Genomic DNA, 23,700 nt, shown 5'->3' with positions numbered 1-23,700 from the left:
TCCGCTCTATTGGCACCCGGCCCGGATTTTGGAAACCGCGTCAGCCATCGCGTCGTGCAAGACCCAAACGTCGCCCGAATAACAAATGAAATCGAAGCCTTGTGCGTAGAAGTCGTGTCCCTGCGCGACGTTGGGCACCAGGCGTCCAAGCGATTTGTTGTGCTTCTTGGCGGCTGCAACGATTTTGGCCATTGCAGCGGTGAAAGTGGGGTGGGCGAAGTCGCCCGGAATGCCGAGCGAGACGGACAGATCGAAATGTCCGACCCACAGACAATCGACCCCGTCCAGTCCCGCGATGCCGTCGATGTTCTTGACGCCGTCGGCGGTCTCGATCAGGCAGATGAACGTCGAGCGCTTGTTGGCGGCCTCGAATTTGTCAGCGACCGAACCCGGACGGTAGCGGTCGTGAGCGATCTGCAGCGCCACGCCGCGGGCGCCGGCAGGATGGTATTTCATGGATTTGATGATGTGTTGCGCCTGTTCGACCGAACTCACCATCGGTGCGATCAGCCCTTCAGCGCCCATGTCCATCGCGCGGGCAAGGAAATGGTAGTCCTGCGACGGCACGCGCACCATAACCGGCAGATCGGCTGCCTCGAAATAGCGGATCGCGCTCTTCAGCGTTTCCAAGCTGAATCCCGAATGCTCCATGTCGAAAAAGACGAAATCGCAACCAGCGGACTTCAGGATGTGACCAATTCCCGGCGTGGCGAATTCGGCGACAAGCGTACCGAGCTTGACCCGCCTGTGAGAGGCTAACGCCTTGAGACTTGGCTCTGACATGCACTACCCTCCCGTTCGCCCCAAAGGGCCGATCTGCCTATGTTGCCTTCAATGCGTGGCCTCAAGAACGAGATCGCAGGTCGTCACCAGCTTGGTGACGACGAGCGGCGCGCTCTGCGTGTTGAATTCATCGAAATGAGCGGTGCGGCAGTGGTCCTCGAATGCGGCTTCGCTGTCGTAAATCTCATAGAGCAGGACCCGGTCCGGTTCGCCCCGCGCCTCCGTCACGTCGAAGCGGCGACAGCCGGCCTCGTTGCGCACCGACGCGGTCGCGTTGGCGTCGACAAGTTGTCGGAACCTGTCGCGGGCACCGGGCGCCAGGCGAAAATCGACCCAGACGACAAACCCGGTCATCACTTGGGCCTCGCAAGTTGCAGGTACCGCTTGGCCACATAGTCGAGATGGCTGCGCATGGCCGCCTCTGATGCGTCTGGATCGCGCGCGGCGACGGCCTCGAAGATTTCGCGATGCGCCTGGTACGCCTTGCGGTCTTCACCCTTGGCCAACGTCGTGCGCCGCTGTTCGAGCAGCCATTCAGCCAATGCTGCGTGAATAGCCGTAAAGATCCGATTGCGGGTGATTACCGCCAGCACGTAGTGAAAGTCCACGTCCGTGCGCTCGAAGCGCGCGAGATCGCCGATCGACTGCCGGTTCAGTTCGAGCGCCTCCTTGAGGTTCTCGATGTCTTCGGGGGTGGCATGCACAGCGGCGTTGCGGGCAAGGCCGATCTCGAAAAACAAACGTGCGCTCTGGAAGTCGTGAATCCCGCCCGGAGCCGAAATCATGTGCCGCGCCGGCCCTGAAAGGGCATCGATCACGAATTGAGGAGTGGGTCGAGTGACGCGGGCACGCTCGCCCGATTTTACTTCGACAAGGCCCATTTTGCTCAGGTGCAGCAGTGCCTCACGGATGGAAGGCCTCCCTACCCCGAACTGTCGCATGAGTTCCCGTTCAGAAGGGAGGCGGTCGGCTTCGGCCAGCTCTCCCTTACGGATCATCCGCTCGAGGTGCTCCGCAACCTCGTCCGAAAGCTTCCGCTGTTTGATCTGTACCCCGATCATCTGGCATACCTGTTATACCAGTCAGATACGCTATGGCCCCAGAGCGCCTCTGTCAACGAGGCTTCTGCGCGGCGAACGGCACGCGTTTCGAAATCGAGTGCTACGACATCGGCCATCTCTACACTCGCCATCCGTCGAGCGGGCCTGGTCAACGCATCGTTCTCCGTACAGAGCCTCTTCGGCACACAGTGGCATCGGCACTCATCCCGAGGACGTGGCGCATATGAAGCGCACCGCCGACCCGCGGTTCGAACAGGATCGCCATTGGTTGGTGCTGGGCGCCGGTCGCAGCCGCTGCGATGGCCACCCCAGGCGATCGCAGCGGGCTGCGATGTGCGCGTTGGACTGGAGGACTGGCTGTGGATCGGCAAGGGCCAATTGGCGAAATCCACCGCCGAGTGGGTGATCTTGAGGCTGAAGGGCAGCGACAAGACCGCATCAGGTTTCGAGAAAGCCTATGGCACGGTCCGAGTTATTCATGGCGTGTCGGTCGACATTGGATCAGGTGAATTCGTCATCCTGGTCGGCCCGCCCGGCTGCGGCGAGTCGACTTTGTTCAGATGATTGCCGGACTTGAAGATATCAGCGCCGCCGAGATCGGGCTCGAAGGCAGGGGCATTAACGACGCTGCGGCGAAGTCGCGCGATCTCGCCATGCTGTTCCATAACTATGTCGCTCTGCCCGCACATGACGCCCGAGAATGTGGGCCTTCGCGCTGAGGTTGAAGAACACTGACAAAAAGCAAGATCGGCGAAGTGGTGCTTGGCCAATTTGAGTGGCTTTGACACAATGCTCATCTGGGTGGCGACGTTCTACTGATGCTTCGCTCAGGGACATCCAAATTTTCGAAGTGGGGCGGAGCCCGAGCTTCCCCTGGATTTGGCAGCCCTCGCTACTTCGCACCGTCTCCGCAAAAGGTGTCTTTCATCGCGCGCAGGATGATGACGGCCGAGGCCGCTCCCGGGTCCATGTGCCCCAGGGATCGCTCCCCAAGCCGGGCCGCCCTTCCGCGGGCGGCGACCATGGATCGTGTCGAATTTGCACCGGCTTCCGCAGCCTGCAGGATGCTGTTCCACATCTCCCGGCTTCCGGCAGCGCGGGCACATGCATTGACGGCTGCGTCCGTTGCGGGAATCCAGGCATCCAGCATGGTCTTGTCGCCGCGCTGCCCTTTGCCGCGCTCCTTGATGCCGGTCGTGATGGCTTCGATGATGGCGGCCTGGCCGGCGGCTGAAAGCCGTTCATCCTGTTTCAGGGCTTGTGCCGCTCTTCGAAACGCCGTCGCATAAAGCGGCCCCGTGGAGGCGCCGACGGCATCGAGAAAGGCCGATGCGGCAGCGGAGAAGATTTCCGACGCAAGCATGTGGTCGAGGTCGAGCTTGGCCAGCTCCGCGTTGACCGCCAGGAAGCCGAGTGACATGGTGATGCCATGGTCTGCGTCGCCGATGGCGCCATCCAGATCCGAGAGGTGATCCTTCCCCGCCTCGATCGCAATGGAGATGCGATAGAACATCCTGCTCAGGCGTCGCGCCGCATTGTCCGACATCGTGTTCCTCCCAGTTCAAGCAGGATGCGGCCCATCGTATCGGCGCATGCTTCTAAGAAACTCAGCCGACCCGCAGGACAGCCGTATCGCAAGGGTGATGCAACATTTCCGTCAACTCGTTGTCGAGGTGCAAGATCGTTATCGACGCACCGACCATGTCGAGCGACGTGCAATAATGCCCGACCCAGTTCGCCTCTATGGTGATGTCCTTGGCGCTCAATCGCTGCGCGACACGCCTGAATAGGATATAAAGTTCCATCAGCGGCGTGGCACCGAATGAATTGATCAGCACGGCGACACGGTCGCCCGCTGCCGGCCTCATTTCCGAAAAGATGCGGTCCATGATCCGGTCCGTGATCGCGTCGGCGCTCATCATCCTATCGCGGATGACACCAGGCTCGCCGTGGATGCCCATGCCGATCTCGATGTCGTCGGGACCGATCTCGAAATTGTGGCGACGGGTCTGCGGCATGGAGCAAGGCTCCAGCGCGACGCCCATGGTGAATGTTCGTGCATTGGCCTTGCGCGTCACGGCCTCGCATGCGTCGAGCGACAAGCCACGGTCGCAGGCGGCACCGGCGATCTTGAAGATGAAGAAGTTGCCGGCAACGCCACGGCGGCCCTCCCTATCCTCGATCGGGGACGAGGCGATGTCGTCTGTCGTCACCACCGTGCGAACCTCGATGTTTTTTTCCGCCGCTATCTCGGCCGCCATTTCGAAATTCATCACGTCGCCGGCATAGTTGCCGTAGACGAAGAGCAGGCCTTGCCCGCCCGAGGCGGCATTGGCGCACTGGAAGATCGTGCCGGGAGGCGGTGACGAAAAGATGTTGCCGACGGCCACGGCATCGGCGAGCCCCTTTCCTACATAGCCGAGAAAGCAGGGCTCATGCCCGGTGCCGCCGCCGATCACCAGCCCCACCTTCCCAGGCCTCGGCCCCGCACGGGCAACGAGAGCACGATGCGAACCCTTTATCGGCTCGATGTAAGCGGCGTGGGCCTTCACCACGCCGTCAAGCATTTCCTCAACGACATCGTCGGGATCGTTGAGGAACTTCTTGACATGGGTGCGGAAGTTGCTGGGCAAAGCCACGGCGTTGTCGAGCCTTGGACGTTGCGAAAGCTTCTGGTCGAGCTCCGTCACGCCGTCGGCATTCAGAATGCCGCGGCCCGTGGCAGCGTCCGTGATGAGCACGTTGACATAACCGCCGCGCAGCGCGGCAAGGATCGCCGGCACCTTGTCGAAACCGCCGGCGACCGCGATGCGCAAACCAATGGCCTTCAGCCTGTCGAGCGATATACCGATCGTGCGGTCGTCGAGCGGGCCGGCCACCGGATTGCCCTGTCCGTCGATGAAGCGGCCGGCAACGACCCCCACGGCATCCTTGGCGAGGTACTGTTGAAGTGAAACCGATTCAAAGAAGCCGCTGGTGTGGATCGTCGAATTGGGGCGCAGGGAAGAGATGCCGAAAAGCGCCTTGTTGGCTTTGGCAAGCGCCTCGAACTGGCTTTCGATCAGCGTCTCGCGCAACAGCATGTCGCGAACCTCGGCCGTCGAAACAACTGCTGGTGCGGTGATGTTGATCAGTTTCCCGCCCACGGCGCCGGCGATGGCGGCCGCGCAGAGTTCCGGCGTGTAGGCAAAACTCGCACGCGTGCCCCCCGTTGCCTGGACGATGGTGACGTCCTGGAGGCCGGGCACAGAGGCCTGCTCCCCGATTGTCAATACGGTCCTCCCCCAGGCAACGGCAAGCGTGTCCCCGGATTTCAAAAGCTTGGCAAGGGCCTGCGCCGCGGCCCCGCCGAGCCGATCGATCAGCGGACGGGTATTGTCGTCGCTTGGCACGACCAGACAATCGTGCAACCCGAAATGGCGCTTGAGTTCCTGCGCGATCGAGAGTGAACTCAGCCGCGATGGCTCGAGGGAAATGTTGACGATCCCCCTGGCGCGCGCATCAGCCAAATAACTGTTCACCGTCGCCCGCGAAATGCCCATGATGTCGGCGATATCGCCCTGCGTCATGCGATCTTCGTAATAGAGCCAGCAGGCCCAGACATAGGGGTCGTCGCCATAGCGCAACGGAATGGGTTCAGCCGTAGCGTCGGCTCCGGCTCGCACGGTTCCGTTCTTCCGTGCTGATGGTGTCTTGACGGTCATGCTGCCCGGTTTCCCCGAATCCCAAGATCGATCGCCAAGATGAGCGCAAACGGGCGAACTCTCAATCTGGCTCCGATCAGGCACCAGAATTCCACTTTTCGGGATCATGCTCTGGCTCGCTCCCGGCTGGAAGGTCAGCCGGGAGCCATTGCTCGGGAGGAGCATACTTCACAATTCAACGACCTGCCGTCACCGACAGCTGCAGTTTCTGCCTGGCACCAAGCGCCAGGGCCTTCAGGATCAACGCACAGGATGTGGCGCCGGCATCGAGGACGCCGAGCGAGCGTTCGCCCAGGCGGCTGGCCCGGCCAATCTTCGCCACCAGATCCTTCGTGCCGTCGCGACCCTTTTCGGCCGCGACAACCAGCGCATCCAGGGCTTCCGGGAACGGCTTGCCGTCGGCGTTGGCGCCGTCGAAAGCCTCGATGGCCGGAACGAGGGTATCAAGCAGCGTCTTGTCGCCGACCTTGGCGGATCCGATCGCCTGGACGCCTTCAAGACCGTTCGTTAGCATGGCACTGAAGGTCTTTGCGTCGATGGACGGCGATGTCTCGATGGTTTCGGCGAATTGCGTGAACATGACGCCGTAGAGTGGTCCCATCGAGCCACCGATCTCCGTCATCAACACCGTGCCCAGCGTATCGAGCGCCGTGGCCAGCGACATGTCGTTGCCCCTGATTCGCTCCGCGGCCATGCCGAAGCCCTTGGCCATGTTGACGCCGTGGTCGCCGTCACCGATCTTGCCGTCGATCTCGCTCAGATAGGCCCGATTTTCGATGATCCGATCCGCGATCGAAAGAACGATGTCGCCGGCGGAAGCGTTGTCAAAGTGCTGCATTCGTCTGTCTCCTAGAGCCTTGCGGGACAATCGACGTCCACGTCCAGCAGCCTTTTCAGTTCGGCGTCGAGCGCCATGACCGTGAGCGTGGCTCCGACCATTTCCAGCGAGGTGAAATAGTTGCCGATGTAGGTTCTGTAGATGTTCAATCCGCGCCCGGCGATTTCCTGTTCGATCGTGCCGTTGAGGATGTAGAGTTCGTTGACCGGCGTTGCGCCGAGGCCGGACACCAGGACCGCAACCTCGGTTCCGGCCGCAAGGTCATGATCGTCCAGGACGATCTTGACCATGTCCCGCGCGATCTCGGCCGCGGGCTTCAGCGGCTCGATCCTGACGCCCGGTTCACCGTGATGGCCGATGCCGACTTCCATCGTGCCCGGTTCGATCAGAAAGTTGGGGTGCCCCACGGCGGGCAGCGTACAAGGGCCAAGGCCAACACCAATCGAGCGGCAGTTGTCGATCGCCCTTTGCGCCACTGCCTGCACGTCCGCGAGATCGGCACTTTCCGCGGCCTTGGCGCCGGCGCATTTCCACATGAAGATCTCGCCGGCAACGCCGCGGCGCTTGTGGCGCTCATCCGGTCCCGCCGAGCACACATCGTCGTTGGCAACGACCGTTGCGATCTCGATGCCGTCCTTGGCGGCGAGCTTGATGGCCATCTTCACATTCATGTTGTCGCCGGCATAATTACCGTACAGGCAGACGACACCCTTGCCGCCATTGGCTTCGCGCGCGGCGTCGAAGAAGCTCTTTGCTGTCGGCGACGAAAACAGCTCGCCGACCGCAACCGCGTCCAGCATGTTGCGTCCGGCATAGCCGATGAAGGCAGGCTCGTGGCCGGAGCCGCCGCCGGTGATGACGCCGACCTTGCCGCTGACCGGCGCCTGGCGGGCGACGATGACGCGGGGATTGTCGCCGAGCCTGACGATGTCGGCATGCGCCTTGACGAAGCCCTTGACCGTATCCTCGACGACCTCGTCGGGATTGTTGATAAACCGCTGCATTGTTGCTCCAATCTTGCGCCGGTCAGATTATGGTGTAGCCGCCATCGACCAGTAGGTCGGCGCCGTTGATCATGTCGGCGGCGTTCGATGCCAGAAACACCGCCGCGGCGGCTATTTCTTCGGGGAAGGCAAAGCGGCCGGTCGGAATGCGTTGCTTCAGCGCCTCGCCACGTGGGCCGTCCCAGGCTTTTTTGCCAAGCTCGGTTAGAACCACGGTAGGCGATATCGTATTCACGGTGATGCCATGCTTGCCCCATTCGGCGGCCAGCGTCTTGGACAGGCCGATGACGCCGAATTTCGAGGCGCAATAGGCAACGTGCTGGTCGATCGCGACGGTGCCGGCCTGCGACGCCATGTTGATGATCTTGCCGCCTTTGCCGGCCTTGATCAGGACGCGTCCCGCGGCCTGGGACACAAGGAACGTTCCCTTAAGATTGATGGCGATGGTCTTGTCCCAGGCATCGAGACTGAGCTCCTCGGCGGGAGCAAGCATAACGACCCCGGCGCTGTTGACGACGATGTCTATGTGACCGAAAGCGGCTTGCGCCGCGGCAAACACGGCCTCCACGGATTGCGGATCGGACACATCGCAGACGAAGGACTTCGCGCCGTTGCCGAGTTCGTCGGCCTTCGATCGCGCAACCGATTCATTGATATCGATCACGCCGACCGCAGCCCCTTTCTCGGCAAATGCCGAGGCAATCGCACTGCCGATGCCGGAGGCGCCGCCGGTGACCAGAGCGACCTTGCCGCCAAGTGAAAAGTTGAGATCAACCCGTATTGAGTCCGTCATGGTTCTCTTCTCGGCCTGTTGAAAAGTGGGGTGTGCAAGAAAGCACACCCCAGGGCTGCGTTACTTGCGCGTCGCAAGAAGCTTGTCGACGTTTTCCGCCGTCACCGGCGTCCATGGCACATTGTAGATCTTCTCCTTGCCGTCCTTCCACGGCATGTCCTTGTAGGTTGCCCAGATGTCGGACTGTGGTTTGTAGTCGCCCTTCTTGGCATTGAAGATGGCAAGATCGAGCGCGCCTTGTGCCTGGGCGCGCGCGTCCTGAAGGATCGATGTCATCTCGCCGGCCTTGACGGCGTGCAGCGCATCGGTGATGCCGTCGATGCCGGCAATGGCGAAGCTCTTCACGTCCAGGCCTGCGGCCTTGATCGCCTCGATCGCCCCAAGCGCCATTTCGTCGTTCTGGCCGATCACGCCATTGATCTGCTTGGGGTGCGCGGTGAGCCAGTTTTCCATCAGCGTCTGGGCTTCGGCGCGCGACCAGTTTGCTGTCTGATCTTCGAGGATCTTGACATCCGGGCACTCGGCAAGCGCCTTCTTGTTGCCTTCGAGACGAGAGATCTGCGCGGACTGCCCCACTGGTCCTTCGAGGATGACCACATTGCCCTTGCAGCCGATCTTGTCGAGCACGGTCTTGGCTTCCATGTAGCCAGAGATCGTGTCGTCGGATCCGACATAAGAGGCCAGCAGGTCGGAATTGACGCGGGTGTTCGAGCCGACAACCGGGATGCCGGCATCGGCGGCCGACTGCACGGCAGCCGCGCCCGCGTCGACATCGATCGGCGCGAAGATGATCGCATTGTATTTCTGCGTGACCATCGTCTTGAACTGGTCCTGCTGGACCAGGGCATCATAGCGGCCGTCGAAGATCGTCAGCTCGACTTCACCGCTCTTGACGGCCGGATGATCCTGAAGCGCTGCCGCCCAGATCTGCATGAACTCGGCATTCAATCCGTAAGGCGCCGCGCCGATCTTGATCTTCTCCTGCGCCATGGCCGGCGAGGCCAACAACGCGGTCGCGGATGCGAGCGCTATCATCAATCTTTTCATTTCGTACCTCCACCTTAAGTGAGCGACCGACATGGTTCGCCTATCAACGGACACGCGTTGTGCAGGTCCGATCCCGAAAGGGGGCTTAGGCCCCGTAGTTTCTCTTCTGGTCGAGCATCACGGCGCCGACGATGAGGGCGCCCTTGAGCACTTGCTGGTAATAGGATTGGATTCCCATCAGGTCGAGGCCGTTGTTCATGACGCCGATGATCAGCGCGCCAATCAGCGTGCCGGTCACCCGGCCGACCCCTCCCGAAAGGCTGGTTCCTCCGATCACCACCGCCGCGATCGCGTCCAGTTCATAGGCAATGCCGGCCTGCGGCAGCGCGGAGCCGGTGCGGGCGCTGAGCAGCATTCCAGCGAGACCGGCAAGACCGCCGGAGATGACATAGACGACGAACTGAATGCGGGTCGTGTTGATGCCCGAGGTCCTGGCGGCGTGAGGGTTGCCGCCAACGGCATAGATGTAACGGCCGAAGCGGGTCCGGTTGAGGATCCACCAGGAGACGGCGAACACCACCACCAGAATGATGACCGGTGTGGGCAAGCCAAGGACGTCGCCCGTGCCGATCCAGCGAAAGGCCGGCGTCAGCGCGGGAACAGGTCGGCCGCCGCCATAGATCAGCGTCAGTCCGCGTGCCGCCGACAGCATGCCGAGCGTCGCCACGAAGGCCGGCACGGAAAACCGCGACACAATCACGCCGGAGACGGCGCCGCAGGCAACGCCGACCAGCAGGCCGATGCCGAGGCCGAAGACGACAGGGTAGGGCGCGCCTGCAATCCCGGCGGTGGCGGATGTGGTGACGAAGCTGGCGCTGATGAGGCCGGCAAGCGCGACGATGGAACCGACCGAAAGGTCGATGCCGCGCGTGAGGATCACGAAGGTCATGCCGATGGCGAGGACACCGTTGATAGAGGTCTGCAACAGCACGTTGGAGATGTTGCCGGCGGTCAAAAAGAACTCGTTGGAGACCGACAGCACGGCCGCCAGGATGAGGAACGCAAGGAAGATGCCGTATTCCTGGATCAGCATCCGGCGCTGCTCCGAACCGAGCCAGCCATTCGTATTCTCCTTGTCGCCAACCGACATTACTGACTCCTCTGCTGCCGGACGGGCACCCAGTCCTTGCTCATGTTGAAAGGTGGACGAGTGATTGGGCATCCGTTTCCTCCCGGCTGTAGATGCCGGCGCTTCGGCCGGCGCGCATCACCATGATCCGATCCGACATGCCCAGAACCTCGTCGATTTCCGACGAGATCATGACCACCGTGCCGCCGACAGCGGCGAATTCGCAGATGATTCGATAGATTTCACGCTTGGCGCCGACGTCGACGCCGCGGGTCGGCTCGTCCAGAAGAAGGACCTTCGGATTTCGAAGGAACCATTTGCCCAGCACCACCTTCTGCTGGTTGCCGCCTGAAAGGCCGGAAACTGGCATCGTGTCGCGCGCCGCCTTGATCTGAAACCGCTCCTGCATCTGCTGGCTTGCCTGCGCCTCCCGGGCGCGATCCATGGCAAAGGCAGGGCTCATTTCCGGCAGGCTCGCCATGCAAATGTTGGCACGAACGGAGGCGCTCGGATTGAGGCCGGTCAGCTTGCGGTCCTCGGTGACCAGTGCCAGCCCATGCGCCATGGCATCCGATGGCTTCGAAACGGCTATCTTCACTCCGTCGACCGAGACGCTTCCCGCCGAAGGCTTGTCGAGCCCGAACAGACAATTGAAGATCTCCGTCCGTCCGGCGCCCATCAGGCCGTAGATGCCGAAGATCTCGCCCTTGCGCACGGAGAAGGAGATATCCTCGATTCTGTTGGGGCAACTCAGCCCGGCAACTTCGAGGCCGGTTTCCAAGGTGGGTGTGTTGGTCTTGATGTATTCTTCCGACAGCTCGCGGCCGACGATCATGCGAATGAGACCGGGTCGGTCGATGTCGGCCAGCGTCCCGCTGCCGACATAGGCCCCGTCGCGAAAGACCGTGTAGGAATCGGCGATCTGGAAGATCTCCGACAGCCGGTGGGAAACATAGACGATGCCGCGGCCCTGGGCCTGCAGGCGGCGGATCGCCGCAAACAGATGCTGCGCCTCGCGTTCGCCGATCGCCGATGTCGGCTCATCCATGAAGATGACCTCGGCGTCGTGACTGAGCGCCTTGGCGATCTCGACGAGCTGCATCTGCGCGACGGAGAGGTTCATCATGTATTGCGTGGCTCGGATATCGAATTCGAGACCGTCCAGCAACTTTTGCGCGGACCGGTTCATCGCGCGGAAATCGATGCCTCCGAACCGCGAAGGCTCGCGGCCAAGATAGATGTTCTCTGCGACCGTCATGTGAGGGACAGGGCTGAGTTCCTGTTCGATGATGGCAATGCCCGAGGCCAATGCGTCGGCCGGGCCTGCGAATTCCACGTCCTTGCCGCGGCGGCGGATTGTGCCGGCATCACGCTTGTAGATGCCCATCAGTATCTTGAGGAAGGTCGACTTGCCCGCGCCGTTACCGCCGCAGAGTGCGTGAACCGTGCCAGCGTGAAGTTGAAAGCGGCCTTCGCGCAAGGCCGCGACGCCGCCGAAGGATTTCTTCAGCCCATCTACTTCGAGCAGAAATTCCAATTTTTCTCCTCCCACGGATGCTCGACACCCCTCCCTGGCTCGAGCCGATCGACAGAAGAATTGCTACTCCCTGTCGATTTTTACAATAGTCGATTAGCGCTCGACAAATGTCAATCTGGGCAGGTGAATTTATCTTAGTTGCTCGGGCGTGGACCGTGGTTCGAATTCCCGATGAATGCCTAGCCCAGAAAGCCAAGCCCCGTCCCGCACCGGCGCCATGGCGGAGGGACACCAAACGAGGGAGGGAGCCTATGAAAATTACTACCCGCACCGACAGGGCGGGAAAGCCGCTTCTGGACGTGATTGCAGCGCATCTGGCCGCAAGACCGCATCACGCGGACGGATCTCATTGAGCCAGTTTTGCCGAGGTGTTGCAGAGGGCCGCGCAATGGCGTTGATAGCGATTGACTATCAGAGAGGGGCAAGGGGAAGGCTTCAGAAGGGCAAACACACTGGCGTCTATAGAGGCGTTAGCCTGCTTGGAGAATGCCAGACCATCGAAGGCCGAACTAAGCCTAAGAATAGCCCTCGCCTGCCCCGCCTATTCTCGCAAGCCGCTCTCGCCGCATCGGCGAATACCGGTCGGATTACCAATGAACGACAGGATTGGGGCCAAGACCGGACGGTCCGCTCCCCGATCGGAACTGCGGTAAGCTGCCGAGCAATAGATTTCAAACTGACCCACTACCCGTAGCCCATTCGCCTTGCGGTTTGAGTCGAGACCTGAAAGGATCGAAGCGAGCCAGATGCGAGAGCACACCTTTGGCTGTGGGAGCACACCAGCGTGGTGACCACTCGACCGGAGCGGCGCTTGGCGGCCATTATGGCCGCCGACATCGTCGGTTACTCGCGCCTCATGGAGGCCGACGAGGCGGCGACGCTCGGGAGCGATCAAGGCGCTCCGGGCGGAGGTGATCGATCCACTACTCAACGAGCATAAGGGACGCGTCGTCAAGCTCATGGGCGATGGCGCCCTGGTTGAGTTCCACTCCGTCGTCGATGCCGTTGCTTGCGCCGTGGCCATTCAGACCAGCGTCGCCGCGCATCAGATCGAGGCACCTGCCGAGCGTCGCGTAGTATTTCGTATCGGCATCAATCTCGGCGACGTTATGGTCGAAGGCGATGATCTCTTCGGCGACGGCGTGAACGTGGCGGCGCGCCTTGAGCAGCTTTGCCCGCCGGGCGGCGTTCTCATCTCGGGCACCGCCTACGATCACATGAAGGGCAAGCTCAGCCTGCCAATCGACTTTGCCGGCGCTCAAAAGGTCAAGAATATCGCCGAGCCGGTTCGCACCTACAGCGTCAGAATGCAAGGGGCAATGCGTGGATTCGAGAAATCGCCACCTCGATCAAGCCCTCAAGAGCGCGCAGCCGTCGTGAGAGCAACCTGATGTGCCGTCTCTGAGTCATCCGTTTGGCTTCGTCGGGATCGGGCACACCTACTTCCGCTTTCAAAGGAAGAAGGCGAGATGGACATTTGGGGCCTTTCTAGGTATACAATAGCGTATAATTCCTGTCATAATCTGGAGCGCCGATGGCTTCTGAAAATCAAACGAACTACGACGTGGCCTATGCATCACTCAAGCGTGACATCCTCGCAGGTAGCTATCGGCCGGGCGTGTCCATCTCCATCGGCGAGGTCGAGAAACGTCTGGGGATGAGTCGTACGCCGATCAGAGTTGCGTTGCAGCGTCTTTCTGAAGAAAATTTGCTGGAGGTGCTGCCGCGCCAGGGCTTCCGCGTGCCCCTGATTTCGCGAAAGGAACTGTGGGACATCCAAGAGGTTCTTGCCGGCCTCGAATTGCTCGCGATCGACGTGATCCACGAGCGCTGTTCCCAGGAGCTGCTTCAATCCCTCGTGGTCGCCGTCGCCAAGATGCGGAAGGCGAACGAGATGGACGACCTGAAGCGGTGGTCCGAAGCGGACGCGGAATTCCATGGCGCATTGCTGGGACTGAGCGGCAACGAAGTCCTAATCAAATGCGCCAACCAGTTCCTCGAACAGATGTGGCGCGTACGGACCATAACCCGCACGTTTAGGCCAACTCCGGTGCCTTCGACGGAAGCTCACGGGGCCCTCGTCGACGCCCTTCTCAAAGGAGATCTGCTGTTGGCGCGATCCATACATAAACAACAGCGCCGTCGTAGCGCCAAGGAAATTGACGAGATCGTGGAGCGCCTCGAAACCAGCATGATGTAAGGACCTGAAGGCGCATTGGCCGCCGAATCGAGTCCTGAGCAAGCATTGCCTTGGCCACCAGCGCTCTGACCATCCATCTCCCTTGAGGGGATTCGGATGGCCGAGAGCTAGGCTTGGGAGGCCCATAGGAATGCATGACCAGCCTCCCTGCCGGACAAAGATAGCGGTCTCCAAGAACTGTTGGATCGGAGTAAGCGGAAGGCAGCAACAAGATAGAGACTACGCACATTGCGTATACGCTGTTGGCGTAGTACGGTCATCGTCTGAGCGGAAGGGATGACGTGAACGAGAATGAGAAGCTTGCGCGAGATGTGAAAGCCTGGCGGGCGAAGGGGGGATTCACTGCTGAAAGTGCAGCCAAGGTGTTGGGAATACCGAAACGAACATACGAAGGCATAGAGCAAGGCCGAGGTTTCCCGTACCCGATACTCCTACGCGTTGCTCTCGAAAGCAAATCCCTTTCGCTTCAGGCGATGATAGAGGCCTCTCCGCATGCGGAAAAGCGGCGGTAGAGGACTGGAAGGAGGCATTAGTGGCCCGGCCATTCAAGGATGACACTTACCCCGGCGTTTCGTCGCGCCTCAAAAACGGAAAAACAGTCTATCGTTATCGTGCAAAGGGAATGCCCGAAATCCGCCTTCCCGGTCAGCCCGGCGATCCGGAATTCGAGGCTGCCTATGAAAGGGCAACGCAAGGCCAGGGCCTGAAGGCAATTATTATCGACCTCCCCGGTCGGGCGTTGCCAAAAACGTTCGGTCATGCTGCGCGGCGACTTGAAGCGACGATGGAATGGCTGGACTTTGACGAAGCTACGCAACGGAAAAATGCCCGGCTTATTGAACGCTTCCTCCGGATGCAGGTCGATCCTGCCTATCCGCTGACTTGGCGCGATACGCCAGTAGAACATCTCGACGCCGACCATCTGCGCGCGATTATCGAAAGCGTCTTTGCCGCCAACCGGACGGTTGCCAAGCACCTGCTGGTCGCGATCAAGAAGCTCCTGTGGGTGGGGATCGAAGTTGAGAAATGGATCAAACCACAGGACGATCCCTCACTGTCGATCCGCGTCCGCATTCCTAAATCGACCGCCAATCCCGCGTGGCCGGTCCCCATTCGTGAAAAGTTCGAGGCGCGCCATCCGATCGGCTCCCCGCCGCGCACCTGTTACGCGCTCGCCTTCTGGCTCGGCAACCGACGCGGCGATATCGCCTCGTTGGAATGGGACGATTTGGTCTTCGAGGAGATCGAACTGTTCGATGGCTCTCTGGAGATGATCGAGGCCTTCGATTTCCGGCAGAAGAAGAACCGCAACCGTCACGGCGGGCGCGAGATGTTCATCCCAATCGTCGACAAACTGGCGCAAGCGTTGGCGCCGCTCGATCGTTCGGAAGGCGGGACGGTACTGAAGAATGCCTATGGGCATCCATTCGCCGAAAAGAGCCTCACCGGCATGATGGCACATTGGAACAAGCAGGCAGGCATTCCGGAGGGCTACACTCTGCACGGGCTCCGCCGCACCTTCGGCACGTATCTCGCCGAATGCAACATCCAAGCGCGCGCCATCATGGAGGCGATGGGGCATTCTTCCATGACGGTGACGGACGAATATGTCCGAGGGGCAAACAAGAAGCGAATGGCTGTCGACATAGCCCGCGCCATCAACGAGCGTGAGGCCAAACGCGATGCGATGAAGCAGCGAGCGGCCCTGCGCGTCGTCAAGTAAGCCAATCAACCGACCGTGCGCAGGATGGCATATCAACCGACCTTTCTCTTTGGGCCCATAATGGGCCCAAAACGTTTTGGGCCGAGGCATATTTTTATCAATAAAATCAATGGTTATGGTGGGCCCGGAGGGACTCGAACCCCCAACCAAGCGGTTATGAGCCGCCGGCTCTAACCATTGAGCTACAGGCCCCACGCGGGCTGGATTAATGTTTTTCGCATCGCGGCACAAGGCTTTCCCGACGGGCTTCCGCAGATCGCCCAAATCAACCCATAATCGCGCTCTACGCGACCCCATGCGACTTGATCGCAGACCAAGGAGATTTTCATGACCAGACATCTTTTGCCTCTCGCGCTCGCCACTGCAATCGCTTTTCCGGCGATGGCTGGAGCCGCCGATCTGCCGACGCCGCCCCGCATCATCGTGTCGGGCGAAGGCGAAGCAACCGTAGCCCCCGATCTGGCGGTCCTGACGCTGAGCGTCATGCGCGAGGCCAAAACCGCGCGCGCCGCGCTCGATGCCAACAATGACGCCATGGCCGCCGTGATCGCGGCGATGAAGTCCGCCGGCATCAAGGACCGCGATCTGCAGACCGCTGGCATCCAGATCAACCCGCGCTACAACTACACCAACAAGCCGGACGGCAGTCAGGAAGCCGAACTCGTCGCCTACCAGGTGACCAACACGCTTTCGGTGCGGGTGCGCGACGTCGACAAGACAGGCGAGATCCTCGACAAGGCGGTGTCGCTAGGCGTCAACCAGGGCGGCGGCATTGCCTTCACCAATGACAACCCGGCAGCTACGGTCACCGAGGCGCGCAAGAAGGCGGTCGCCGACGCCATGGCCAAGGCCAAGACGCTGGCCGAAGCCGCCGGCGTCAGCCTGGGCCGGGTGCTCGAGATCACAGACCAGAACATCAGGCCGGCGCCGATGCCGATCAATGCCAAAGCCTTCGATGCCGCGGCCGGCGCGGCTCCGGTACAGGCCGGTGAGAACGCCTACAATGTGCAGGTCACCGTCACCTTCGAGCTGAAATAAGCGGCTCTGAAGATCCGTGGCTGAGCCTGGCCACGGCAATCATCAACCAATAGAGTGCATGAAAAAACCCGCGGGATTGCTCCCGCGGGTTTTTTCGAGCCACACCCTTCAAACGGAAAGGGGCTCGGCTAGTCCAGACCAATCTTCGCAGAAGATTGTGTCTCCCGGCTGATCTTCGTAGAAGATCATGCCGCCGGCTGATCCTTGCAGAGGATCATGCCTCTTGATCGGCCAAACCCGAGCTTAGCGATAGATGACCGGGCAGCCGCGCTCATTGGCGAACACCACCACGACACGGTCGCCATCCTGGCGGCCCGCCACTTTTACCGTACGACGGTTGACGTCGACGATCCGGACGCGGTGGAGGCCCATGCGTTCGGCCTTGTCGAGGGCGCGGTCCGGCGAGCAGCCACGGCGCCAGTTGCCACGGCGCTCGTCACGGCGATGGCGATAACCGTCGTCACCGGTATAGACGCCGAAACGCGGATCGTTGTTGTTGCCGAAGCCGAGATAGAGGCTGTCGGCGTGAGCGGGAACGGCCGCCAGCGTGCCGAGACCGACCAGGGCCGAAAGGGCTGCCGTCTTGATCGTGTTGAACATCGTCTTCTCTCCTTTTTGCGGGCCTTCGCCCGTCCTCGTGAACCGATGGTGGGAGAATGCGCCTGCCTGTCTGAACTCTTTACGAACCTGCCGTTCATCTCCGGTTCATATGGCGGGAAAAGGAAAGTTCCCGCCATTCGCCGTCGTCCCCAGCCCTCGGTGAAGGCCAGAACGCCTGACCCGGCGCCCGGTTCCGACCCCGCGGATTGGCCGAATGTCTTCAAACGCGAGGCTCTTGCTCACCGCCGCTGGTCTACGGCTCCTCGTCCAGTACATAGTCAAAATAGTCTTCCGGCTCGGCAAGATCGGTTTCGCTCGCCTTGACCCGGCCGCGCATCGAGATGCCGGCTTCATGCACGGTCTCGGCGCTGCCCGACACCAGCCGGTGCCACCAGTAGAGGTCGCGGCCCTCGGCCACCAGCCGATAGGCACAGGTGCTGGGCAGCCAACTGATGGTTCGCACATTCTGTGGCGTCAGCCCGACGCAGTCGGGAACGCGCGCCAGCCGGTTGACGTAGTCCGAACAGCGGCAGGTCTCGGCATCGAACAGCCGACAGCCGACGCTGGTCCAGTATATCTCGCCGGTGTCCTCGTCCTCAAGCTTCGAAAGGCAGCATTTACCGCAGCCGTCGCACAGCGATTCCCACTCGGCCGGGCTCATCGCCTCCAGCGCCTTGGTTTTCCAGAATGGCGTTTCCATTTCCGGGATGTGGCCCCAGCCGCGGGCAAGGTCAAGCGCGGCAATGGTCGCAATTGCGGCTATCGCCAGGTGAATGACATGAAGTTGCCTTCAAAAGGTCGGTCAATCGCCCCGTATGGCCTCTATCCGTGCCAGACTGGAACCAATCGGCACAAGATCGGTTTCGGCAAGGATGGGACCCCACAAGGAGAATTTCGATGAAACGCCAACCACGGATTCTGGCAGGCACGGCACTCGGCCTGCTTATGGCATCCGCGCCGTTGGGCGCGTTCCCGCTTCAGGGAAGTGTCGCGTCCGGCCTTGCCCAGCGCACGGCAGCCCCATTCATCCTGGCGCAAGCAGCATGCGCCGAAGGCGAAGCCTGCGCACAACAGCAGCAGGCGGAACCCGAACAGAAGCGCGAGCGCAAGAAGGCCGAGCCTGAACAGCAGGCCGCGCCTGCCCAGAGCGAACAGCCCGCCGAGGGGCAGCAGCCACGCCGGAAGAAGCGCGACCAGCAGCAGCAGGCTGAGCAGGCGCCGGCCGAACAGGCCGCGCCAGCCGAGGAACAGCAGCCGCGCAGGAAAAAGCGCGACCAGCAGCAGCAGACCGAGCAGGCGCCGGCCAACCAGGCGGAACCGGCCAACGACAATCAGCCCGGCGAGCAGGCCAAGCCGCGCAAGAAGAACAGGCAGGACCAGCAGGCCCAACCTGAAGTCGCCCCGGCACCGAAAGAGGCTCCCGCTGGAGAGGCGACGGCCCCTGCCGGCGAACAGCCCGCGGCCCAGGGCGAGCAGCCCCAGGACACGACGAAGAAGCGTGTCAGGAAACCTGTTGGCGAGCAGCCGGCCACAGCCGAACAGCCAGCCACCGGCGAACAACCGGCCAATGGTGAGACGGCAGCACCGGCACAGGGCGAAAACCCGGTGCAAGGCGAAGCACCGGCCGATCCAAACGCCGCTCCCATCCTGGACAGCCAGAAGGACGCCGAGCGCAGGGGCGGCCGCAAGCAGGGCGACAAGATCGTCCCCCAGGATGGCGAGCAGCAGAATGGCGGGCAAAATGCCCAGCAAGGTGGCGATCAGGGCCGCAAGCCGGTGGCTGCTCCCATCGACCAAGGTCCGCCGCCCACCGACGACAGGGCCGCACAACAGGAGATCAAGCCCGAGAAGATCGCGCCGGTGACCGAGGAAAAGGGCACGCGCGTAGAGCGTGCGCCCGATGAGAACGTCCGTGACCGCCGGCGTCCGAAAGGCGTCGACGTCGTCAGGGAACTCGGCGACCGCGTCATCCTGCAGTTCAACAACCAGACATTCGTCGAGAGCAATGACGCCCCGCGCATGGCCCGCGGCGCCAGGAACGTCTACTATGAGGATCTGTCGGGCGACCGCACCCGGGAAATCGTCGAGCGTGACAACGGTGTTCAGATCGTCACCATCCGCAACCGCTATGGCGACGTTATCCAGCGTTCCCGCATTGCGCCGGATGGACGCGAATATGTGCTGAGCTATGTCGATGAGCGGCACTATGAGGACGACAGCGACTGGCGCGATCCCGGCGATGATCTGCCGCCGATGCGGCTGACAATCCCGCGCGAGGAGTACATTCTGGACTCCGAGGATGTCGAAGATCCGGACGACTACTACACCTTCCTCGAACAGCCACCGGTGGAGAAGGTCCAGCGCCTCTACTCGATCGACGAGGTCAAACGTTCGGCACGCGTGCGCGACATTGCACGGCGCGTCGATCTCGACACGCTCAACTTCGAATTCGGCTCGGCCTCGATCTCCGACACCGAGGTGCAGAAGCTCGAGGGCGTCGCCACCGCAATGGAGAAGCTGTTGAAGAAGAATCCGGCCGAGACCTTCCTGATCGAAGGTCACACCGACGCCGTCGGCACACCGGAGGCTAACCTGGCTCTTTCCGATCGCCGCGCAGAATCGGTGGCCGAGGCTCTGACCAACGCCTTCGGCATCCCGCCGGAGAACCTGACGACACAGGGCTATGGCGAGGAGTATCTGAAGGTCAATACGTCGGCGCCGAACCGCGAGAACCGGCGCGTCGGCATTCGCCGCATCACCTCGCTGGTGGCACCTGTGGCCAACAACAATTAGGTCATGATTTCAAAATCATGTCCCGGTTTGTGGAATCGGCACGAGAAGCATCCATCCCCGGCACCGCCGGGGATGGATGGATGTGACGGGTTCAACAAGAATTGTACGGGCATTAGACACGGCTCATTGAATCGCGAGCCCAGCCACCCCAGATTCGGTGCTGGGCGTTCCCTGCCCCGTCCCGGCTCCAGCGGGACGCATTGAACCCCGCCGGACCTTGTTCGGCGGGGTTTTTTGTCTTGCAAACGGTGGCGGCGTGGCCGAATACGACCATTGTCTGAGAGATAACCAGCCGGAATCATCCCGTGAAGCGTCTCGAACTCGCCATCGAATCGATCATTCTCGCTTCACGCTGGTTGCTCGTCGTTTTCTATATCGGCCTGGCCCTGGCATTGGCAAGAAGCTTTATGAGTTCATTACCCTGGCGTTCACGCTCGGTGACACCGACACTATCCTCAAGATGCTCGGCCTGATCGATGCCGCACTGGTTGCCTCGCTGGTGGTGATGGTCATCATCTCGGGCTACGAGAACTTCGTCAGCCGCTTCGACGACCAGGAGGGTGGCGTGCACTGGCTGGGCACCATCGATGTCGGCTCGCTGAAGGTCAAGGTTGCCTCGACCATCGTCGCCATCTCGTCCATCCACCTTTTGCAGGTGTTTTTGAACTCGTCGACCTACACGACCGACCAGCTGATGTGGCTGACCATCATCCATCTCGCCTTCGTCGCCTCGGCCCTCATGCTCGCCTATATCGACCGGCTGATGGGCCTCGGCAAAGGCAAGAAGGATGAGGCGTAAGCAAGCGCCTGCCGGACCTTGAATCACCCCGGCAGGGTTGGCGCCCTATCGCTTTGTTTGAACGAGGCTTTGCCGTGGCTCAGCCACGGCGGACGGCTTAGCTCGACGCTCACAATGACGCGGATCTAGTAGATACTCTTGATCTTGCTGTCCGTGCGGGCAAACACCTCGTCAGGGACAAAAAAGTCACCGGCCAGAGGCCCCGTCGCAGCTGGCGCATAGGCTGAAAAGTCACTGACGCCCTCGGCGCGCAGCACCTCCTCGTCGATGTAGAAATTACCTGTTGTCTCGCGCGCCGGGCGCATGAAGATGGCATGCGCGGCGTCGGCCATGATGTCGGGCAAACGGCTCATCGCCGCCACCGTCGCGCCGCCGAGCAGATTGCGCACCGCCGCCGTGTCGATGGTCGAGATCGGCCACAGTGAATTGACAGCGATGCCGTCCTTGGCGAACTCCGCACTCATGCCCAGCGTGCACATCGACATGCCGAACTTGGCCATGGTGTAGGCGACGTGATTCCTGAACCACTTGGCCTTCATGTCGAGCGGCGGCGCCAGATTCAGGATGTGAGCATTTTGCGCCAACTTCAGGTGAGGAATGCACATTTTCGAGACCAGGAAGGTACCGCGCGTGTTGATCTGATGCATCAGATCGTAGCGCTTCATGTCGGTCTCGAGCGTGCCGGTGAGTTGGATGGCGCTGGCATTGTTGACGCAGATGTCGATGCCGCCGAATTTTTCCACGGTCCTGGCGACCGCCTCGGCCACCTGCGCCTCCTCGCGGATGTCGCACAAAACAGGCAGCGCCTTGCCGCCAGCCTGCTCGATCTCTTCGGCAGCGCTATAAATCGTGCCCGGCAGCTTCGGATGCGGTTCGGCGGTCTTGGCTGCGATCGTCACATTGGCGCCGTCGCGCGCCGCGCGCAGCGCGATCGCCAGCCCGATGCCGCGCGACCCGCCGGAGATGAACAGCGTCTTTCCCTTGAGCGACATTTCCTTGCGCCTCCCTTGCAACACAACAGGCGCAAACCTTTGCGCGGCGGGCGACCGCAGCGCAAGACCCGACACGCTGGACACCGCGTTACGCAGCGTAGGGTTTATGACTAAACCAGCACCAGCCCTTGGCGCATCGCAATGGCAATCGCGTCGGTGCGGTTGGCGGCGCCGAGCTTGATCAGGATTGCAGCGACATGGAACTTCGCGGTGTGCACCGAAATGTTCAGCCGCCGCGCAATCACCTTGTTTGGAGCGCCCTCGGCCAGCAGCGCCAACACTTCCGCCTCACGCGGCGACAGCGAAGGCCGGGCGGCATGCTCGTCGGAGGCCTCCTCCTCGAACGGCTCGCCATCGCCGGCACGGAAATCCTCATCGCGTCCGCTTCCGCGCTCGCCCGAGACGCGATAGCCGGCCGCGGCCAGCCGCGCCGCCGCGGCGATCAGCAAATCCTCCGCGCCAGCGGACCTCACGGCCAGCACCTCACCGGCGGGCCGCTCGCCGCCAGCGCGTCCGGTCAGCAGCACCCGTGGAATGAGGGCCGGCACGCCATCACCAATGCTGTCGTCAACGATGGCGACGTCGGCTCTTCCACCGCCGGCCACGACCGGCAGCAGGTCATCGCTCGCGGCCAGCGAGGCCGCCAGGCGCTCGGCGCGTGACGCATCGCCAAGCGCAATCAGCACCACCAGCCGCCGCGAGACGGCACCGTCATGCATGATCCTGTCGCTGGTGAGCGTGTCCATGGATGCCTCAGCTCAGCGGCTTTTCGCCGATTGTCAGCACGACATCGCGCTGTTCGCCGCCGCGCACGACACCGAGCGTCACCGAAGCGCCGGCACTGTCGGGTCCGAGCCTGCAGATCAGGTCCCGCGGGCCGTGCACCGCCTCACCGTTCCACGCCACGATGATATCGCCAAGAGAGAGACCGGCGGCCTTCGCGGGACCATCGTCATCGAGACTCATCACCATCGCGCCCTGCGCGTCGCGGTCGCGTACCGGATGCAAGCCGGCGCCGAGATAGCCGCGCGCGACATGGCCCTTTTCGCGCAAGGTCGCGACCGCCCGCTCGATCGTCTCGTAAGGCATGACCAGCGCCCGGTGGCGCGGTCCAAACAACAGCATGCCGATCAGCGCACCCTTGGCGTCGAGAACCGGGCCGCCCTCGAAACGGCCGCCGGCGCCGACGGCAAGATTGATGCGCCGGTCGATGGTGCCGCCGCGCATCGAGCGCCAGGCCGGGCCGACTTCGCCCACCGAGCCCGAAACAGCCAAAGCCGAACCGTCGCTGCTGCCGATGGCAATGGCGATGTTGCCCGGCCGCACCGCATCGGCCTTGGCCAGCGGCGCGGCGCTGACGGCCTCCGCCGGCTTCAGCAGGGCAACACCGGTCGAAGGGTCGCGGCCAACCAACTCGGCCTTCACCGTTTCCCCCGAGGCCAACACCAGATCGATCTCCTCGCCGGCCTCGACAGCCTCTTCAGCGGTGACGAAATAGCCGTCACGCCAGTGGAAGGCGCTTGCCGTGCGGTGATGATGCGTAGCGAATCCAGCCGTTGCCGGCGCGGCCTTGGCGGCGAGATCGGCGACGGCTTGCGAAAACGCGCTCAGATTGAAATCGCTCATTAATGGTCTCCTGGGTTCATCCATGCCCCAGATATCGCTCGACAGCGCGTCCGCGGGTACTCGCCTGACGGCTAGTTGCCGGTTTGACTGGCC

20 protein-coding genes, 1 tRNA gene and 4 pseudogenes are annotated in these 23,700 nt (G+C 61.8%); 8 read left to right on the top strand and 17 right to left on the bottom strand.

The genetic code is table 11. The features are described from left to right. Positions 1-6: 6 nt before the first annotated feature. From EOB49_RS06685 to nanR, 3 genes are read right to left on the bottom strand one after another with little or no spacing between them, the layout of a single operon-like run. Positions 7-783: an aldolase/citrate lyase family protein gene (locus EOB49_RS06685; protein WP_127321681.1), complete on the bottom strand. Its 777-nt coding sequence runs from the start codon at positions 781-783 to the stop codon at positions 7-9. A 48-nt stretch (positions 784-831) separates the two neighbouring features. Next, entirely contained in the window at positions 832-1,137 is a 306-nt protein-coding gene (locus EOB49_RS06680) for a putative quinol monooxygenase (RefSeq protein ID WP_127321680.1), read from the bottom strand. Next, positions 1,137-1,844 carry a transcriptional regulator NanR gene (nanR, locus tag EOB49_RS06675; protein ID WP_127321679.1) on the bottom strand — a complete coding sequence of 236 codons (708 nt, stop codon included), beginning with the start codon at positions 1,842-1,844 and terminating at the stop codon, positions 1,137-1,139. The genes EOB49_RS06680 and nanR overlap by 1 nt, the downstream gene beginning before the upstream one ends. On the opposite strand from nanR, the pseudogene EOB49_RS37410 reads away from it, so the two are divergent. Together EOB49_RS37410 and EOB49_RS37405 are read left to right on the top strand one after the other, a co-directional pair. Further along, positions 1,791-2,189 (top strand): annotated as a pseudogene (locus EOB49_RS37410) (hypothetical protein); the annotation flags it as partial. The gene nanR and the pseudogene EOB49_RS37410 overlap by 54 nt on opposite strands. 69 nt (positions 2,190-2,258) lie before the next feature. Next, a pseudogene (locus EOB49_RS37405) lies at positions 2,259-2,515 on the top strand (ATP-binding cassette domain-containing protein); the annotation flags it as partial. Positions 2,516-2,736: 221 nt separating this feature from the next. Here the strand turns inward: EOB49_RS37405 and dhaL (EOB49_RS06665) are convergent. The 8 genes from dhaL (EOB49_RS06665) to EOB49_RS06630 form a co-directional block, all read right to left on the bottom strand. Continuing rightward, entirely contained in the window at positions 2,737-3,390 is a 654-nt protein-coding gene (dhaL, locus tag EOB49_RS06665) for a dihydroxyacetone kinase subunit DhaL (protein ID WP_127380538.1), read from the bottom strand. 61 nt (positions 3,391-3,451) lie between these two features. Beyond that, positions 3,452-5,548 carry a bifunctional sugar-binding transcriptional regulator/dihydroxyacetone kinase subunit DhaK gene (locus EOB49_RS06660; protein ID WP_127380537.1) on the bottom strand — a complete coding sequence of 699 codons (2,097 nt, stop codon included), beginning with the start codon at positions 5,546-5,548 and terminating at the stop codon, positions 3,452-3,454. Positions 5,549-5,723: 175 nt separating this feature from the next. Next, on the bottom strand, positions 5,724-6,386 hold the full coding sequence (dhaL, locus tag EOB49_RS06655; RefSeq protein ID WP_127380536.1) for a dihydroxyacetone kinase subunit DhaL: 663 nt from the start codon (positions 6,384-6,386) through the stop codon (positions 5,724-5,726). A gap of 11 nt (positions 6,387-6,397) precedes the next feature. After that, positions 6,398-7,390, bottom strand: a complete 993-nt coding sequence (locus EOB49_RS06650) for a dihydroxyacetone kinase subunit DhaK (protein WP_127330541.1) — start codon at positions 7,388-7,390, stop codon at positions 6,398-6,400. A gap of 22 nt (positions 7,391-7,412) precedes the next feature. Next, positions 7,413-8,183, bottom strand: a complete 771-nt coding sequence (locus tag EOB49_RS06645; RefSeq protein WP_127380535.1) for an SDR family oxidoreductase — start codon at positions 8,181-8,183, stop codon at positions 7,413-7,415. A 60-nt stretch (positions 8,184-8,243) separates the two neighbouring features. Beyond that, the gene (locus EOB49_RS06640) at positions 8,244-9,230 is read right to left on the bottom strand and encodes a substrate-binding domain-containing protein (protein ID WP_127330537.1); all 987 of its coding nucleotides are present in this window, start codon (positions 9,228-9,230) and stop codon (positions 8,244-8,246) included. 85 nt (positions 9,231-9,315) lie between these two features. Beyond that, entirely contained in the window at positions 9,316-10,320 is a 1,005-nt protein-coding gene (locus EOB49_RS06635; protein WP_127380534.1) for an ABC transporter permease, read from the bottom strand. A gap of 40 nt (positions 10,321-10,360) precedes the next feature. After that, complete coding sequence (locus tag EOB49_RS06630) at positions 10,361-11,836, bottom strand: sugar ABC transporter ATP-binding protein (RefSeq protein WP_127380533.1); 1,476 nt, start codon at positions 11,834-11,836, stop codon at positions 10,361-10,363. 823 nt (positions 11,837-12,659) lie between these two features. Here EOB49_RS06630 and EOB49_RS06620 point away from each other — a divergent pair. The 3 genes and pseudogenes from EOB49_RS06620 to EOB49_RS06605 all read left to right on the top strand — a co-directional run. Next, a pseudogene (locus EOB49_RS06620) lies at positions 12,660-13,146 on the top strand (adenylate/guanylate cyclase domain-containing protein); the annotation flags it as partial. Between the two features lie 224 nt (positions 13,147-13,370). Further along, positions 13,371-14,036, top strand: a complete 666-nt coding sequence (locus EOB49_RS06615; RefSeq protein WP_127318356.1) for a GntR family transcriptional regulator — start codon at positions 13,371-13,373, stop codon at positions 14,034-14,036. Between the two features lie 532 nt (positions 14,037-14,568). Further along, a complete protein-coding gene (locus EOB49_RS06605) occupies positions 14,569-15,759 on the top strand; it encodes a site-specific integrase (RefSeq protein ID WP_127380532.1) in 1,191 nt (396 codons plus the stop codon). Between the two features lie 116 nt (positions 15,760-15,875). Here EOB49_RS06605 and EOB49_RS06600 read toward each other — a convergent pair. Beyond that, a tRNA-Ile gene (locus EOB49_RS06600) sits at positions 15,876-15,951 on the bottom strand. 135 nt (positions 15,952-16,086) lie between these two features. On the opposite strand from EOB49_RS06600, the gene EOB49_RS06595 reads away from it, so the two are divergent. Further along, the gene (locus EOB49_RS06595; RefSeq protein WP_127318362.1) at positions 16,087-16,797 is read left to right on the top strand and encodes an SIMPL domain-containing protein; all 711 of its coding nucleotides are present in this window, start codon (positions 16,087-16,089) and stop codon (positions 16,795-16,797) included. Between the two features lie 243 nt (positions 16,798-17,040). Here the strand turns inward: EOB49_RS06595 and EOB49_RS06590 are convergent, their stop codons facing one another. Together EOB49_RS06590 and EOB49_RS06585 are read right to left on the bottom strand one after the other, a co-directional pair. Further along, entirely contained in the window at positions 17,041-17,397 is a 357-nt protein-coding gene (locus EOB49_RS06590; protein ID WP_127326311.1) for a hypothetical protein, read from the bottom strand. A gap of 253 nt (positions 17,398-17,650) precedes the next feature. Continuing rightward, complete coding sequence (locus EOB49_RS06585) at positions 17,651-18,097, bottom strand: YcgN family cysteine cluster protein (protein ID WP_127318366.1); 447 nt, start codon at positions 18,095-18,097, stop codon at positions 17,651-17,653. Positions 18,098-18,294: 197 nt separating this feature from the next. On the opposite strand from EOB49_RS06585, the gene EOB49_RS06580 reads away from it, so the two are divergent. Both EOB49_RS06580 and EOB49_RS06575 read left to right on the top strand, forming a co-directional pair. Then, positions 18,295-20,190, top strand: coding sequence for an OmpA family protein (locus EOB49_RS06580; RefSeq protein WP_127380531.1), 1,896 nt, complete (start codon positions 18,295-18,297; stop codon positions 20,188-20,190). Between the two features lie 305 nt (positions 20,191-20,495). After that, positions 20,496-20,989 (top strand): annotated as a pseudogene (locus EOB49_RS06575) (TIGR00645 family protein). Between the two features lie 125 nt (positions 20,990-21,114). Here EOB49_RS06575 and EOB49_RS06570 read toward each other — a convergent pair. The 3 genes from EOB49_RS06570 to EOB49_RS06560 all read right to left on the bottom strand — a co-directional run bounded on the left by EOB49_RS06570 (position 21,115) and on the right by EOB49_RS06560 (position 23,607). Next, the gene (locus EOB49_RS06570; protein WP_127318372.1) at positions 21,115-21,981 is read right to left on the bottom strand and encodes an NAD(P)-dependent oxidoreductase; all 867 of its coding nucleotides are present in this window, start codon (positions 21,979-21,981) and stop codon (positions 21,115-21,117) included. A gap of 110 nt (positions 21,982-22,091) precedes the next feature. Beyond that, positions 22,092-22,727, bottom strand: coding sequence for a helix-turn-helix transcriptional regulator (locus EOB49_RS06565; protein ID WP_127380530.1), 636 nt, complete (start codon positions 22,725-22,727; stop codon positions 22,092-22,094). Between the two features lie 7 nt (positions 22,728-22,734). Then, positions 22,735-23,607 (bottom strand): S1C family serine protease, encoded by an 873-nt coding sequence (locus EOB49_RS06560; protein ID WP_127380529.1) that lies wholly within the window; start codon positions 23,605-23,607, stop codon positions 22,735-22,737. Positions 23,608-23,700: the final 93 nt, after the last annotated feature.

Source organism: Mesorhizobium sp. M7A.F.Ca.MR.148.00.0.0 (assembly GCF_003997735.1).
Taxonomy (GTDB): Bacteria; Pseudomonadota; Alphaproteobacteria; order Rhizobiales; family Rhizobiaceae; genus Mesorhizobium.
The sequence above is the reverse complement of the archived record's forward strand: the minus strand, read 5'-3'. Positions and strand labels throughout refer to the sequence as shown.

Excerpts from the sequence above, each read along its gene's own strand:
- EOB49_RS06685 (WP_127321681.1), bottom strand. The coding sequence starts at position 783 with ATGTCAGAGCCAAGTCTCAAGGCGTTAGCCTCTCACAGGCGGGTCAAG.
- EOB49_RS06680 (WP_127321680.1), bottom strand. The coding sequence starts at position 1,137 with ATGACCGGGTTTGTCGTCTGGGTCGATTTTCGCCTGGCGCCCGGTGCC.
- nanR (WP_127321679.1), bottom strand. The coding sequence starts at position 1,844 with ATGATCGGGGTACAGATCAAACAGCGGAAGCTTTCGGACGAGGTTGCG.
- dhaL (WP_127380538.1), bottom strand. The coding sequence starts at position 3,390 with ATGTCGGACAATGCGGCGCGACGCCTGAGCAGGATGTTCTATCGCATC.
- EOB49_RS06660 (WP_127380537.1), bottom strand. The coding sequence starts at position 5,548 with ATGACCGTCAAGACACCATCAGCACGGAAGAACGGAACCGTGCGAGCC.
- dhaL (WP_127380536.1), bottom strand. The coding sequence starts at position 6,386 with ATGCAGCACTTTGACAACGCTTCCGCCGGCGACATCGTTCTTTCGATC.
- EOB49_RS06650 (WP_127330541.1), bottom strand. The coding sequence starts at position 7,390 with ATGCAGCGGTTTATCAACAATCCCGACGAGGTCGTCGAGGATACGGTC.
- EOB49_RS06645 (WP_127380535.1), bottom strand. The coding sequence starts at position 8,183 with ATGACGGACTCAATACGGGTTGATCTCAACTTTTCACTTGGCGGCAAG.
- EOB49_RS06640 (WP_127330537.1), bottom strand. The coding sequence starts at position 9,230 with ATGAAAAGATTGATGATAGCGCTCGCATCCGCGACCGCGTTGTTGGCC.
- EOB49_RS06635 (WP_127380534.1), bottom strand. The coding sequence starts at position 10,320 with ATGTCGGTTGGCGACAAGGAGAATACGAATGGCTGGCTCGGTTCGGAG.
- EOB49_RS06615 (WP_127318356.1), top strand. The coding sequence starts at position 13,371 with ATGGCTTCTGAAAATCAAACGAACTACGACGTGGCCTATGCATCACTC.
- EOB49_RS06595 (WP_127318362.1), top strand. The coding sequence starts at position 16,087 with ATGACCAGACATCTTTTGCCTCTCGCGCTCGCCACTGCAATCGCTTTT.
- EOB49_RS06590 (WP_127326311.1), bottom strand. The coding sequence starts at position 17,397 with ATGTTCAACACGATCAAGACGGCAGCCCTTTCGGCCCTGGTCGGTCTC.
- EOB49_RS06585 (WP_127318366.1), bottom strand. The coding sequence starts at position 18,097 with ATGGAAACGCCATTCTGGAAAACCAAGGCGCTGGAGGCGATGAGCCCG.
- EOB49_RS06580 (WP_127380531.1), top strand. The coding sequence starts at position 18,295 with ATGAAACGCCAACCACGGATTCTGGCAGGCACGGCACTCGGCCTGCTT.
- EOB49_RS06570 (WP_127318372.1), bottom strand. The coding sequence starts at position 21,981 with ATGTCGCTCAAGGGAAAGACGCTGTTCATCTCCGGCGGGTCGCGCGGC.
- EOB49_RS06565 (WP_127380530.1), bottom strand. The coding sequence starts at position 22,727 with ATGGACACGCTCACCAGCGACAGGATCATGCATGACGGTGCCGTCTCG.
- EOB49_RS06560 (WP_127380529.1), bottom strand. The coding sequence starts at position 23,607 with ATGAGCGATTTCAATCTGAGCGCGTTTTCGCAAGCCGTCGCCGATCTC.